The 12820-nt window shown below is 66.5% G+C and carries 11 protein-coding genes and 1 pseudogene; 7 read left to right on the top strand and 5 right to left on the bottom strand.

Annotation, left to right across the window (positions count from 1 at the left end):
• The first annotated feature begins 190 nt into the window (after nucleotides 1-190).
• Nucleotides 191-1879 carry an LVIVD repeat-containing protein gene (locus BHS09_RS27270; protein ID WP_140799508.1) on the top strand — a complete coding sequence of 563 codons (1689 nt, stop codon included), beginning with the start codon at nucleotides 191-193 and terminating at the stop codon, nucleotides 1877-1879.
• A 50-nt stretch (nucleotides 1880-1929) separates the two neighbouring features.
• On the opposite strand, the gene BHS09_RS27265 is transcribed toward BHS09_RS27270, so the two are convergent.
• Together BHS09_RS27265 and BHS09_RS27260 are read right to left on the bottom strand one after the other, a co-directional pair.
• Nucleotides 1930-2349 carry a hypothetical protein gene (locus tag BHS09_RS27265; RefSeq protein ID WP_140799507.1) on the bottom strand — a complete coding sequence of 140 codons (420 nt, stop codon included), beginning with the start codon at nucleotides 2347-2349 and terminating at the stop codon, nucleotides 1930-1932.
• A gap of 44 nt (nucleotides 2350-2393) precedes the next feature.
• Nucleotides 2394-3989, bottom strand: a complete 1596-nt coding sequence (locus BHS09_RS27260; RefSeq protein WP_237079851.1) for a DUF4034 domain-containing protein — start codon at nucleotides 3987-3989, stop codon at nucleotides 2394-2396.
• Nucleotides 3990-4083: 94 nt separating this feature from the next.
• On the opposite strand from BHS09_RS27260, the gene mtgA reads away from it, so the two are divergent.
• Entirely contained in the window at nucleotides 4084-4983 is a 900-nt protein-coding gene (mtgA, locus tag BHS09_RS27255) for a monofunctional biosynthetic peptidoglycan transglycosylase (protein ID WP_140794406.1), read from the top strand.
• A gap of 59 nt (nucleotides 4984-5042) precedes the next feature.
• Here the strand turns inward: mtgA and BHS09_RS27250 are convergent, their stop codons facing one another.
• Both BHS09_RS27250 and BHS09_RS27245 read right to left on the bottom strand, forming a co-directional pair.
• Nucleotides 5043-6125, bottom strand: a complete 1083-nt coding sequence (locus BHS09_RS27250) for a hypothetical protein (protein WP_140794405.1) — start codon at nucleotides 6123-6125, stop codon at nucleotides 5043-5045.
• Nucleotides 6126-6426: 301 nt separating this feature from the next.
• Nucleotides 6427-7245: a hypothetical protein gene (locus BHS09_RS27245; protein ID WP_140799505.1), complete on the bottom strand. Its 819-nt coding sequence runs from the start codon at nucleotides 7243-7245 to the stop codon at nucleotides 6427-6429.
• A gap of 127 nt (nucleotides 7246-7372) precedes the next feature.
• Between BHS09_RS27245 and BHS09_RS27240 the strand changes: the two genes are divergently transcribed.
• The 3 genes from BHS09_RS27240 to BHS09_RS27230 all read left to right on the top strand — a co-directional run bounded on the left by BHS09_RS27240 (nucleotide 7373) and on the right by BHS09_RS27230 (nucleotide 10251).
• Entirely contained in the window at nucleotides 7373-8278 is a 906-nt protein-coding gene (locus tag BHS09_RS27240; protein WP_140794403.1) for a WG repeat-containing protein, read from the top strand.
• Between the two features lie 140 nt (nucleotides 8279-8418).
• Nucleotides 8419-8853, top strand: a complete 435-nt coding sequence (locus BHS09_RS27235; protein ID WP_237079850.1) for a peptidase associated/transthyretin-like domain-containing protein — start codon at nucleotides 8419-8421, stop codon at nucleotides 8851-8853.
• 234 nt (nucleotides 8854-9087) lie between these two features.
• Nucleotides 9088-10251 carry a hypothetical protein gene (locus tag BHS09_RS27230; protein ID WP_140799503.1) on the top strand — a complete coding sequence of 388 codons (1164 nt, stop codon included), beginning with the start codon at nucleotides 9088-9090 and terminating at the stop codon, nucleotides 10249-10251.
• Nucleotides 10252-10314: 63 nt separating this feature from the next.
• Here the strand turns inward: BHS09_RS27230 and BHS09_RS27225 are convergent.
• A pseudogene (locus BHS09_RS27225) lies at nucleotides 10315-10509 on the bottom strand (tyrosine-type recombinase/integrase); the annotation flags it as partial.
• 1020 nt (nucleotides 10510-11529) lie between these two features.
• On the opposite strand from BHS09_RS27225, the gene BHS09_RS27215 reads away from it, so the two are divergent.
• Together BHS09_RS27215 and BHS09_RS27210 are read left to right on the top strand one after the other, a co-directional pair.
• A complete protein-coding gene (locus BHS09_RS27215) occupies nucleotides 11530-12201 on the top strand; it encodes a pentapeptide repeat-containing protein (RefSeq protein WP_140799502.1) in 672 nt (223 codons plus the stop codon).
• Nucleotides 12202-12380: 179 nt separating this feature from the next.
• Nucleotides 12381-12701 carry a hypothetical protein gene (locus BHS09_RS27210; RefSeq protein WP_140794400.1) on the top strand — a complete coding sequence of 107 codons (321 nt, stop codon included), beginning with the start codon at nucleotides 12381-12383 and terminating at the stop codon, nucleotides 12699-12701.
• Nucleotides 12702-12820: the final 119 nt, after the last annotated feature.

Below are 12820 nucleotides of genomic sequence, written 5' to 3'. Positions count from 1 at the left end.
GGAGCCGCGCCGGTCCGGACGTCATGCAAGGCCAGGACCGCACGGGGCGCTTTCCCCGGGATTCCGAGCTCGCGGGCGGACCTTGCCTCCACCCCGCAACCATCTCTCGCCTCAATGAGGGAATCAGGGCGTCAGGCTGCTTGAGTCATGGCCCCACGCTTGTGGGAAGCCTTTGCTCGCGAGGTCCACGATGCCGTCCGTGTTGAGTCCGTCTCTGGTGCTGCTTTCCTCCTGCGTCCTGTTGCTGTCCACGCTCTCCGCCTGCGACGAATCCGCCCCCACTCGTGATGCAGGCACCTGGCTTCCGGAGGACTCGGGGACGCTGGACTCCGGCACTCCCGATGCGGGCACGGAGGCGCCGTGGGATGGCGGTTACACCGTGCTGGAGGAGCGCGGTGACTGGATTGACCGGGGCCGTTTCGCGCCATGCGACTTCAATCAGCAGGGAGACCCCACCACCATCCGGTGTGATGACCTGTCGCGCTACGACGTTTCGCAGTGTTCACCGGAGGCGCTCTCCCAGGTGGTGCAGCACGGCATCTACCAGGTCGACATGCGAGGTGAGCGCCTGCTGTCTGACGGAGGGACCCAGATTGCCCCCGACTTCGCCAGCTACCAGCTCTTCTCCGACGGAGGGACGGACACGCTCAACGGCCAGCCGCTGCTGACGCGGAACACGGACGGCGGGAGCTTCTTCGTCGTTGGCAGCCGCGCCAATCCCTTCAACGGGGCCGTCACTGTCACCGCGCTCGCCGGCTGTCAGGTGCCCTCACCCGGTATCATCACGGGCTGCTATGCCCGTTGCACCAACGGAAGGTTCAGCCGGGCCGGCACCTTCGAAGCGCATCGCATGCCCTCACAGCGAGGGGAGGGCGAGTCCTCGGGCGGGCTGCGCCTCATCTCCGAGTCCCCCGTCGCACTGGGGGATGCCGTGGACGTCTACGTCACGAAGAACCACGCCTACGTCGTCTCCATCGACGACCTCGTTGGCACCAATATCGGCGGGCTCACTGTCTTCGATGTGAGTGACAGGGCGCACCCCATCTTCAAGGCCTCCATCAGTCTGCCAGGGGACTCGAGCTGGAATGGCGTGTGGGCCAAGGGGGATGCCCTCTACATCGCCGGCAACCGCGCGGGCGTCGTCGTCTATGACATCTCCAACCCCGCGCAGCCGGAGTACGTGCGCCACCTGCCCGCGGGGTCGTACGGGGCGCACACTGTGCTGGTGGATGGAAACCGGCTCTATGCCATGTCGCCCGGCGAGGTGACCTTCGTGCACGACGTCACCTCGCCGCTGGAGCCCGTGCTGCTCCAGCTCATCACCGTGCCGTCCGAGTTCTCCGCGGGGGGCGTGCACGACGCCTTCGCGTACGAGGGCCGGCTCTACATCAGCAATGGCTTCGGTGGTTACTCCATCGTGGACGTCACCGACCTCGACAACGTGCGGCACCTGGGCCAGTACGTGCACGGCTTCGACGCCTACGCGCACCACAGCGCCGTGGGCACCTTCGCCGGGCGCACCATCGCCTTCGAGGGCACTGAATTCAATGGCGCCCATCTGCGCGTGTTGGACGTCACCGACCCGGCGAACATCGTCAAGATTGGCGAGTTCCGCCTCAGCCCCGTCACGTCCATCCACAACCTGATTCTGAAGGGCCACCTGCTCTACATCGCCTGGTACCACGAGGGCGTGCGCGTGCTGGATGTGTCCAACCCCACGAAGCCGCGCCAGGTGGCGCACTACAGCACCTTCCGTGAGAGCGACCCCGGCCGCACGGACCACCTTTTCGAGGGCACCTTCGGCATCCGAGTGCCCGGCGACGGGTACGTATACGCCGCCGACTCCGTGCGCGGCCTGCTCATCCTCAACGAACTCTGAGCGTCCAACGGCAATCGCTAGTGGCGGTGGGCACCCCGCGGCACGACGGGTTATTCGAACCACGTGGGAACGATTTTGCGTACCTCCGGAATCTCAGCGACGCGGCAGAGTGTGCCCCACGTGCTGGGAGTGATGGCGCCGTGGCGCGAGTCACATTCCGTATCGCCGGTGGGGAAGAGGTAGAGCGTCTCGTGGGGGACGTCGCAGCCGGCGCGGCCTCGCGAGGTGCCTCCTACCTGGAGCGTCGGCGCAAGCTCCCGCACGCGGGCGAGCAACGCGTCATCCCCGGTGGGGAGGCAGAACTCCACCGAGCCATCGTTCCGGCATCCTGTTTCCTGGGTGAAGGCGAACTTGTGGGCCGGGCATGCCGGAGCCAGGGCGGGAGGCTCCTGTGCAGGTCGTTCGCGAGCGACGGTGCCGCAGGCAGGGAGGGTGGTGAACAGCAGGAGGGGGAGGGCGAGGCGTCTCATGCTGTTTCCCTGTCGCTGGAGCAGCGGGTCTGTGCGGTCGCGCCTCAGCGGGCCGCGGGCTTGGCGCGCTCGACCTGGCGCGCCCGGGCACAGCCTTCGTTGACGCCCAGGTCACACGCCTTCTTCAGGTCTGACAGCGCGGACTTGAGGTCCCGCAGGTGGTAGTGCGTCCCGCTGCGCTCCATGTAGGCCAGCCCGTGGTCGGGATTGCGTTCGATGAAGGCATCCCAGAGCGGGAGGATTTCCTTGAAGCGCCGCTCGCGCGCCAGGGCGTAGTCCCGTTGCTGCACGGTGCGGAAGTCCTCCGCCCCCTCGCCTTGCGTCTCCTCGGCCCGTGCCTCTGCCTGCTGTGGAGATTTGACGACCCAGGCGCGCCGCCGCGCGACCTCGGGGTTGCCCGGAGCGAGCTCCCCAGCCAGTTCCAGCAGGCCCAACGCTTCCTCGCGGCGTCCGGCCTTGTGCGCCTCCCAGGCGTCGTAGATGACGCCCTTCACCACGTGGTCCCGCAGGGCCCGTCCGTCCGAGTCCGTCGCGTCCAACCGCAAGGCGTGCAGGAGGTCCTTGCCCGCAGGTTCCCACTTCCGGCTGTTGGAGAAAATCCGAGCACGTTCGAAATAGACGGACGCACGAGCGGGCCGAAGGGCCACGGCCCGGTTCGCCTCCTCCATCGCGGCGTCCAGGGCCTTGGTGCGGCGCAGTTGCTTCGCCCGAGCCAGCCTGAACTCCCAGTAGTCGCCGGCTGACAGCGCCTGGGCGAGCCGGACCAGTCCCTGGTCGTTCTTGCCCTGGAGCGCCAGGTCGTGTGCGCGGTCAAAATCGGCAAAGCCGCGCAGGAAGCCCACCTTGGGGTGAGCGAGGCTCTGCGCCTCGGCGAAGGCGTCCATCTTCTCGTAGGTGCCGCCCCAGCGGGGGGCGAGTCCGTGGAGATAGACGGCCCGGACGTCCGTACACGTGGGGCACTGCTCCATGGCGCGGGTGAAGGCGCGCTCGCGAGCCTCGTCGTCGCCCAGCGCGTTCGCCACATAGATGAGCGGCCGCGCCGCCGCGACCGCCTTCGGCTGGAGCGACCACGCTCGGACGAGGTCGGGCACCGCGCGTTCAAAGGCCCCATGCATCCCGGCGAATTCCTCCTTCGCCGTCGCCGCCACGGTCTTCCCCCCGCGGCGCAGGTATCCCACCGACACCCAGTGGGTCCCCCTCGCGAGGTAGGGCGCGAAGGAGCGCGGCGACGCTTCCACCCAGGCGTCGAGGAGTTCCGTCGACTCGGAGGAGCCGTTGCCGAGCGCCAGGATGCCGTCCGTCATCCAGTGCTCGTCCTGGGGGTTCGACTCCATGCCCCACTGGAGCTGCTCGACCGCCAGCGTCAGCTCCTCGAACTGGCGTCGGAGCAGGAGCGAGCGCAGTGCCACCCCGTCCACATGCCCTTGGGGGACTTTGCCCTCCTCGCGCCCGGCAGGCGTCACGATGGGAAGCCCTCGCGGCGCGGGGCCGGGGGCAGGTGTCAGGACGGGCTCCTGGCGCGCCGCGATGCGCGCTTCGACGTCGGCGCTCCGCTTTGCCCGTGAAGCGGTCACGGCAAGCCCGGCGCCCAGGCCCATTACGAGGACTCCCGCGCCGAGCGCGGTACGAAGAGATGGCATTGCGCCTGGCATCCTACTCAAGACAGGCCGCTGCGTGCCTTCCCGGCCGTCTTCTGGACAGGGACCGTGGACCGGGGCAGATGTGTGCATACCGATGGCCTCCCGTCCGCCCTCCGTCCGTGCCTCCTCCCCCCGGACGCAGAAGACGAAGCAGCTCCCTTCCGGCGCCCGGCGCGCCGTGGGGAAGGATTCCAGTCCGGGCTGGGGCCGCTGGATGTTTGGCGGGTGGCTGCTGTTCGTCGTCTGGCTCAGCGTGGAGTACGTGCGGCTGCCCGACGTCCGCGCGCTTCAGACGCAGAACCCTCGCACCACCGCGCTCATCACGCAGCGGGCCGAGGAGGCGCTGGCGGAGGGGAAGAAGCCCCGAGTGCGCCAGGCCTGGGTGTCTCTGGAGGCGGTGGCGCCGCACGCGGTGGACGCCGTGCTGAGCTCCGAGGATGCGCGCTTCTACAAGCACGAGGGCGTGGATTGGATCGAGGTGGAGAACGCCCTCGAGCAGTCCGTGCGGAAGGCGCGCCTGGGCCGCGGCGCGTCCACGCTCACCCAGCAGCTGGCCAAGAACCTCTACCTCTCCACGGACCGCAGCCTCCTGCGCAAGGGCAAGGAGTTGCTGCTCGCCCGCCAGCTGGAGACCCATCTGTCCAAGCAGCACATCCTCACGTTGTATGTGAATGTGGTGGAGTGGGGAGAGGGCGTGTATGGCATCGAGGCCGCGGCGCGTGAGCACTTCGGTACCTCGGCGCGGGCGCTCTCCGTGGCACAGGGGGCGATGCTCGCGGGCATGCTTCCCGCCCCACGCCGCTGGCTGCCCGCCCAGAAGCCCGAGACGCTGCGTATCCGGGCTGGCGCCATCATCGGGCGGCTGGAGCGCGAGGGCCGCATCACCGCGACGCAAGCCCGCGAGGCCCAGGCAGAACTCTCGCGCTTCTTCGGCGAAACCTCCGTGCCCGGCTCCGTGGTGGAGGCCATCTCCCGACTGTCCTCGGAGAGCTGAGCCGCGGGCCCGGCCAGGTTTGTGTCGAACGATGGGGACCGTGCTGCGGGGGCCTCTCGCTACCTCGGCGTGTTGATGAGCGTCAGCCGGTGTGGCTCCGGCGTCGCCCAGTTCTGGGGGCTGTTTCCAGACAGCGAAATCCCGTCGAGGATCACGTTGCTGTCGAAGAAGTAGAGTGCCCCGCCCTCCGGTGCCCTGTTGTTACGGAACTCGCCGCCGCGAAACGTCCATTGGTTGCTGGCCGGGAGGTGCGCGGTGTTGACCGCTCCGCCCACGCCTCCGAACTGGGTTCGCGGACCGGTGCATTCGTTTCCGTGGAAGATGTTTCCGGTGGCGACACCCGAGCTGGTCGGCGCAATCAGCATCAGCGCGCCGCCGAACGCGGGCGCCTTGTTGAAGCGGAACTCGTTGTGATTCAGGTTCACGTTCGCGCGTGAGCCAATCCAAAGCGCGCCACCGGCGTTCTCGGAATAGGAGCCCTCCGCGCCCGCGCCGTTCTCGCCGTCGATCTTGTTGCCGTACTCCAAGATGCAGTGTTCCAGGAAGTCCGACCCGGCGTCCGACGTCGCCGCCAGGCGCAGTCCAGCCCAGCCTCGGGTGGGATTGTTGGCGGTGAAGACAATGGGGCTGGCCGCGGTGCCCTGCGCGGTGATTCGCCCATACACGGCGAGCTTGTGGTGTCCCATGAAAACGAGGTGGACGCCGGGCTCGATGGTGAGCCGGCTCCCCGCGGGCACCGTCAAGTCGCCGGTCACCTGATACGGCGAGCCCGCGCGCGTCAGTGTGCGCGTCGTGAGGCTTCCGGAGAGATTCGTCCCATCGGACGTGCTCACCGCGACCGTGGTGCTCGCGGTGGTGCTGCCGCTCTCGTTCGTCGCCGTGAGTGTGTACGTCGTCGTCGCTGTCGGGCGGACCTGCACCGAGCTTCCGCTCACCGCACCCACGCCGTAATCGATGGAGAGATCCTGCGCGCCGGTGACTTCCCAGGACAGCTCGGCGGACACGCCCGGAGCGATGGTCGCGGGGGCTGCTTCGAAGCGCAGGATGTTGGGACGGTCCGGGACTGGATCCGGCGAACTGCAGGCGGTGGCGACCGCGACAACGGACGAGAGGGCCAGGACGAAACGACGCGAGTGGAGCATGCCCCCGTTCTATCTCAACAGGGGAGGCCCGATAACCGGGATGGGAAATGGGCCCCACGTGCCGTGCCATGGAACGCCCACACCGGGACGTTCCACATGTTGCAGATGGGAAGCCCGTTGCCATTCCCCGTGACGGGAACAATGGCCGCGAGCTTGTGCGGATGGTTCACCGCGTACGTTCAGGTGACAATGGCCCCCGCCGAGAGCCCCGTCAGATAGATGCGGCTCTTGGCGAACTTTCTGATTTACAGTTTTGATATATAAATCAACATCCAAGAGCCAGCGGCTTCTCCTGGCGTGCCTACATCCACGTCGCGTCACACCGGGGACACATCGTGGCGCGCTCATACTCCGCTCGTGGTCCCTCGAAGCCGCAGGCGTAGCATGTCCGCAGTGTCTTCAAGACATGAGCTGCCATGGGAGGTGTGGCCTCCGTGCTCCAACTGGGCGCGGCGCTGGCGGCGGGGAGGGCCATCCCCGGCTCCCAGACGAGCTCGCATTGCAGGTCGGACAGTGGCTCCAAGGGACCGTCGACCACGGCTGCGATGAAGGCTGTCGGAAGCGTGGCCGCCGCGTGGCGCTTCACGGCCAGGTTGCCCGGTGAAACCTGGGGTCCAATCTTCATGTAAGCGGTGACACTCAGGCCCCCAGACAGCACGGTGTTGAGCAGCGATTCACCGAGGTCGATTCCCATGGAGACCTCGCTCGACACCGCCTTCATGTCACTCTCCTTGGGAATCTCCAGGGTGTCGAAGAGCTTCCACGCGGGCCGCACGCGCCCGGCGTTGGGGTGAAGACTCGACTCCACCTGGAAGTGGACTTCATCGAACTCCGGGGGCAGCTCGAGCGGAAGCCGCCACCGCACGACGCGGCCTCCCTCAAGAGGTGGCAGCGGGAACTGGCCCAGCATCCGGTGCGCGGAGCCCTGCTTCTGTCTGCCCATCACCAGCACGGACGACGGGGTCGCGGCGAGGGGCTCGAAGGCGGCCTGGAGCCACACGACGGCGGTGGCCTGCCCGAGTGGATGTCGAATCACGGGCTCCACGTGCAGGTGGACGGAGCCGAACTCTCGGGGTGGGCGTCCGACGTGGTCGAGGACGTCCGCGTAGAAGTCATCCATGCCGCGCATCCTCGCCGAGCCAGCGGTGTACAGACAAACGGGAGTGTCCGGCCTCACTCGCTGCCGCCACTCGTGCATGCGGCCATGTGGGTGGACGGTCGCGGACGCCGTCGTTAGGGTCCGCGCCATGCCCGCCACGCGCTACGGCTTCATCGATACGAAGGGGGAGTTGGTCATCCCCAGCCCCCATGGCACGCCCTTCAGCTTCAACGAGGGCTGGGCCCGGATGCCCGCCGAGAAGGGCTGGGTCTTCATCAACGCGAAGGGGCAGCCCAAGCTCCAGGTGAAGCGTGCCTTCACTGGCTTCAGTGATGGTCTGGCCCTGACGGACGAGGGCTTCATCGACGAAAAGGGCGAGCTCGTGTTGCCCGTGGCCTTCAAGGCGAACTTCACGAAGTACGTCGTGGCCGGGGCGACGTATGAGAATGTGGGGCGCTTCGGCTCGGGGCTCGCGCCGGTGATGCGCGCGGGGGCGAAGTCCTCCGATGCGTACATCAACCGGAAGGGCGAGGTGGTGCTGGATGGATTCGCCGGCGGGCTGGCCAGGCCCTTTTTCGAGGGCAAGGCGCACGTTGTCTTGAAGGCGCGTCCCAAGACGGAGCAAAGCCGGCTCATCGACCCCAAGGGGGAGTGCCTCGCCAGCTTCGGCTTCATGACGATGGGCCGGTTTTCGGATGGGCTGGCGCTGGTCGTGGAGCGTGGGAAGTTCGGCTTCGTGGACGAGTCCGGCGCATGGGTGCTGGAGCCCACGTTTTCGCCTTGGGGCGACACGTACCTGTCGGAGTGCGCGTTTCGCGGGGGATTGGCTCCCGTGAAGGTGGAGGGCCGCTATGCCTTCATCGACCGGACGGGGGCCCTGGTCATCGAGCCCCGCTTCCAAGCGGTCCACGGTACGTTTTCGGAAGGGCTGGCGGTCGTGAAGCAGGATGGCTTGTTCGGCTACGTGCGCCCGGACGGAAGCTGGGCGATTCCTCCTCGCTTCGTCTCCGCTCAGCCCTTCTCCCACGGGCTGGCCGTGGTGCTCAGCGGCTGACGGCGCGGTATCCAGGCGCCGGGACTGGCGCTCCGCCCGTGGACGCCCCGACCCGCGCAAGTAGGCCAGAACACGGGCGGGAAGGGCTGGTCCAACGGCTGCACCGGGAGCGGGACCCCTTTCACCTGAAGGTCCATCCCATGCAGCGCTTTGTCTCCTCCGCTCTTGTCGTCCTCCTGTCCACCGGCTGCGCCAGCTCGACGGTGATTCGCTCCAGTCCCAGCGGCGCCAAGGTCCGTTCGCGCTCGGGCGAAGTGCTCGGCCGGACGCCGTACGAGTACAGCGACTCGGCCACCGTCAACAACACGGAGAGCTTCACCTTGGAGTTGGATGGCCACGCTCCCGAGTACGTCACCATTCGGCGCGATCAGTGGAGCGGGGCGCGCACCGCGGGCGGCATCGTCGGAGGACTGTTCGTCTTCCCCGTCTTCGCCACCCTGTTCTGGGCGGCGGACTACCGGGAGTCGTACCACGTAGAGCTCACCGCGCTGCCCGACAGCGAGCCAGAAGCGCCCGCGCCGCCTGTCCGGGCGCGCCGCGCGAGCAGCGAGAAGTCGCCCACTCCCCGCCGCTGAAGGGGACATGGTGGGCGCATGCGCGTCGTCCTCGAGGTACTGATGACAGCTGTCCGGGCCCCGGTGTCTGCCGTCACCAGGGCCCGCGTATCGCTCGCGAGGTGCCTCCCTCCAACTCCTTGAAACCACAGGAGTGCAGTGGCCACACCGTTCGACATAAGCATGGCATGTCGGCTGCAGTGGGACAGGCCATCGCTGTACCGAGCCTTCCACCGACCTTCCGAGGAGCCTCCCATGTCCCCCCGCCGCATCGGTTCGACCCCGCCCCGCTCCGCGACGCTCCCTTCCTCCAAGCTGGCTCAGTCCAAGCTTCCGGCGCGCGCGTCCACGCTCCCCGCCTCGACGCCCACGAAGCCTGTGGCGACCGCGCCCGCGGTGACGGCCACCAAGCCCACGGCGACCCCTCCTGGCGCGACTGCGCCGGCGGCCACGGACTCCAAGCCCCTGAAGCACCCGGGCATGCCCGAGGGGGCGCCCTCCTACAGCCCCTGGGAGCTGAGCACGGGCCAGGCGTCGGACGTGATGGTGAGCGGTGGTGACAACAAGCTCACGGCGCCTCTGGCCGCGAAGCAGAAGCTGTTCGTCGACAAGCCGGGCAGCCCCTTCCAGAAGGACACCTTCGGCGGAACGGTGAGCGGCAACGTGGGTTCGATGCAGGCCTCCACCTCCAGCTACAGCGGCAGTGGCGTGCACCACTACTCGGCCCAGGCCGAGCTACGTGGGCCTCACGTCGGCTACGAGTTGCAGAAGACGCACGCGGGCCGGCTGGGTGTGACCAGTGGCCAGGTCACCGCCGAGGCCAACACGTTCAAGGCGCAGGCCCAGGCCGGTGTGTCGCTCGACAGGAACGAGCACGCCTACACGGCCGCGTTGACGGCCAAGGCGGAGACGGGCGTGGGCGTCACGGCGAGCGCGGGCCACGACTTCAACCGGCACGTCGGCGGGTACGTCAAGGGTGAGGCCAAGGCCTCCGCCTCTGCCTACGCCGAGGGCGTGGCGAGCCTGGACCCGAAGACGGCCACGGCGATGCTCTCGGGGCAGGTGGGCGCGGCCGCCACGGCGGGCGCGTATGCCACGGCGGGTGGCCACGTGGGCCGGCTGCACGGCTCGGTCACCGGGGGGGTGGTGGCGGGCGCGGCGGCCCAGGCGGGCGGCAAGCTCGGCCTGGAGAATGGCTTCCTCAAGCACTCCGCGGACGTCAACGCCGCCGCGGGCGTGGGCACCCACGTGAAGGCCGACGTGGCGGTCGACTTGCGTCACCACCTGGAGCCGGGCATCGCGGCGGGCCTGCGCCCCGCGCTCGCTGGCGCCACGAGCGTGGCCTCGCCCGCGAGCACCATCGAGCCGGAGAAGTCCCGCATCGAGAACTTCTTCGCCAAGGCCTTCCACAGGGTCTGACATTCCCCGCCGAGCGGCGGCTTCGATTTCCGCCGCCTTCACTTTTTTGCTTAGTAGTTGCATGTGGTTAGTGGTGTCGGCCACCTGTGTTGCACGTATGTCGCACGTCGGAGCAGAGGGCCGGTCGAGAACACCGACCGCCTCTCTCCGCGTGTCGGGGCTCAGGTGGGCGTAGCGATTCGTCATCTCGATGGTCGCGTGCCCCATCAGCTCCTGAATCACCTTCAGCGGGACACCTCTCATGGCGAGGTGGCTGCTCAGGTTCTCGATGTAGTCGAACGTCTCGCCCGGTCGGCTCGGAGTCTCGCCACCCGCGAGGGCTCGGACTCGCGAACCGTCAGCTCGGCGATGGCAGAGTCGCCCTTGAAGCCCTCCTTCGTGCGGATGACTTCGACTTCGAGCAGGTTGCGACTGAAGCGCGGATAGCGCCCGCCGCAGCCTTCGCGGTGGCAATCTTCGTCAGTACGTTGTTCACGTTACGTGGGTCCTTCGACTTGGGTTACGTCAGCGGCGAAGTGCACCGACCCCACGTAAGTGCGTGCGACTTCCGGGAGTGGTTCAACGTTTGGGCTAGGCCCCACACCACGTCGAGTGCCGTCGGATGGCATCGCCTGGAACGGGAAGTGCGAGGACTGTCGTGCTGACTGGGAAAGCCAGAGAGATTGGCCGTCCTGCACAAGGCCCTCGCGACCATCGGGAACTCAATAGCTCCGCTCGTGAGCGCAGCCTATGCACGCTTTGGCTTTGGGCTTGGCAGGCCGCTTCTGGCCTGACCTCCGGCAAGGTTCGGGGATACAGGCCCCCTAATTCATCTAGTTAATTACCGTTCAAAGAGAAGTCGGCTATCTCGGACTGTGTAGGGAGTCACGACGAACAGCCCTGGTGTAGGTTGCCGAGGTTCACTGTGGGAGGCGAATTGTTCACTGTAGGTGGCTAGGAATTCAGCCCCTTTAAGAGCCTCCAGCGGCGAATAGTGCGACTCTCCTTGTCGTACCGCATGGCCCGGACGTTAGAGGGGCGTAACGCGCCCTACAGTGCCCTCCAGGGCGGTTATTGAGCCTGTTTTTAGGTAGGTAGTCACCCCTGATGGATTAAAGCGAGGCATTGCGCGGCATGCTTAAGGCTCGCCGTACGATTGTTGTTTGAAGCGGCGGAAACGCCATTGCTTCTCCCTTGATGTGTCTGTACTCTGATTCGGCAGCATGGGCTTGTGTCGATCGCGTTCGCGATTGTCGCGTGCGTCCGGCATGCCTCATTTCTCAGGGAGAAAGCCAGTCGATGGCCGATAAAGCCAAAGAAGATATCCGTTTGGCAGAGCGCCTCTCTCGCGAAGAGTACTTTGAGAGTGAGACCTTCTCGGGCGAAGACCTTCAAGGGGCGAATCTAGGCGATAAGGAGTTCTATCGTTGCGTCTTTGAGAACTGTCAGTTTCACGAGAGTCTCTGGAAGGGGGTGGCAATGGAGGCGTGCGCTTTTCGTGGATGTAACGTGACGCGCGCGCAGGTTGCTAACGCGAAGTTTCGGGATGTTCGCTTCGAGAATTCAAAGCTGATGGGGATTGACTGGAGCGACGTTTCTTCGAATCCCGATCTTCACTTCGAGGATTGTGGCTTGTCTTATTGTTCCTTCGTCGGGCTCAATCTGAGGAAGTTGAAATTCCTGCGCTGCGTCGTCCGGGAAGCGAACTTCTTTGATTCGGACCTGACGGATTCGGAGTTCGACGGGTCGGATTTCGGTGGTAGCAACTTCCACGGCTGCAATCTCAACCGGGCGGATTTCTCAGGGGCAAGTGGGGTGTTTCTCGATCCCGCGCGAAACACGCTGAAGGACACACGTGTTCCCCTGGAGTCGGCTATCGACCTTGCACGGACGCTTGGTATGCTTGTAGTCGGCTATCACGACGACGTAAAAAAGCGAGTGGGGCGGAAGGACCGCGGTGCACGCCAATAGTTGCCTTGGAAATACAGTGGGGCAGCATTTGGCAGTTATTGGCGCCCACCGTCGCTCGGCTATCAAGTCTGGCGTTCGCTAGAGCGCCGATCAGGTTACGTCGAGGGAGCAGGCAAGCGGCAGAGGATCGACGCGGGCTGGCGCTGCGCGCATAGGTCACCCCCTCGCGGAGGTGGCTCGTGGAACGCTGGGAGCCGGCTGTGGAGCAGAGCGCACGGGAGCAGCGCCTGCTGAAGCTCGCGGGGAAGAGCAGGAGGCTCTTTGTCTTCCTGCGCGAGCATCGCCACTTCGCTATCCGCTTCGTCACGCCCGAGGACAGGCGCTTCGAGCGCGAGCACGCACTGCTTGTCCGACGCCGAGAGGTGTACCAATGCGCACGTACGCGCCATCCCGAGCGCTGGAGCCGCAACACGCGCAACTGGACACCGATGGGGCCGGTTTGTCTCGGCCACTCTCCGAACCTCACCCCGGCAGTGCAGGCGATGAAGCGCATCGGCTGAACCCTCTCACGCGACAACAACCTTGACGCTCACCGCTCATGTGCCCCTGCGGCGTCTCTGGCCGGTTCGGCCTGGAGTTCAGGCGCCGGTTGGGCTGGCCGCACAGTTCGCGGACCCGG

This window comes from Myxococcus xanthus, assembly GCF_006402735.1.
In the GTDB taxonomy this organism is placed as follows: domain Bacteria; phylum Myxococcota; class Myxococcia; order Myxococcales; family Myxococcaceae; genus Myxococcus; species Myxococcus xanthus_A.
The sequence above is the reverse complement of the archived record's forward strand: the minus strand, read 5'-3'. Positions and strand labels throughout refer to the sequence as shown.

Excerpts from the sequence above, each read along its gene's own strand:
- BHS09_RS27270 (WP_140799508.1), top strand. The coding sequence starts at position 191 with ATGCCGTCCGTGTTGAGTCCGTCTCTGGTGCTGCTTTCCTCCTGCGTC.
- BHS09_RS27265 (WP_140799507.1), bottom strand. The coding sequence starts at position 2,349 with ATGAGACGCCTCGCCCTCCCCCTCCTGCTGTTCACCACCCTCCCTGCC.
- BHS09_RS27260 (WP_237079851.1), bottom strand. The coding sequence starts at position 3,989 with ATGCCATCTCTTCGTACCGCGCTCGGCGCGGGAGTCCTCGTAATGGGC.
- mtgA (WP_140794406.1), top strand. The coding sequence starts at position 4,084 with ATGGCCTCCCGTCCGCCCTCCGTCCGTGCCTCCTCCCCCCGGACGCAG.
- BHS09_RS27250 (WP_140794405.1), bottom strand. The coding sequence starts at position 6,125 with ATGCTCCACTCGCGTCGTTTCGTCCTGGCCCTCTCGTCCGTTGTCGCG.
- BHS09_RS27245 (WP_140799505.1), bottom strand. The coding sequence starts at position 7,245 with ATGGATGACTTCTACGCGGACGTCCTCGACCACGTCGGACGCCCACCC.
- BHS09_RS27240 (WP_140794403.1), top strand. The coding sequence starts at position 7,373 with ATGCCCGCCACGCGCTACGGCTTCATCGATACGAAGGGGGAGTTGGTC.
- BHS09_RS27235 (WP_237079850.1), top strand. The coding sequence starts at position 8,419 with ATGCAGCGCTTTGTCTCCTCCGCTCTTGTCGTCCTCCTGTCCACCGGC.
- BHS09_RS27230 (WP_140799503.1), top strand. The coding sequence starts at position 9,088 with ATGTCCCCCCGCCGCATCGGTTCGACCCCGCCCCGCTCCGCGACGCTC.
- BHS09_RS27215 (WP_140799502.1), top strand. The coding sequence starts at position 11,530 with ATGGCCGATAAAGCCAAAGAAGATATCCGTTTGGCAGAGCGCCTCTCT.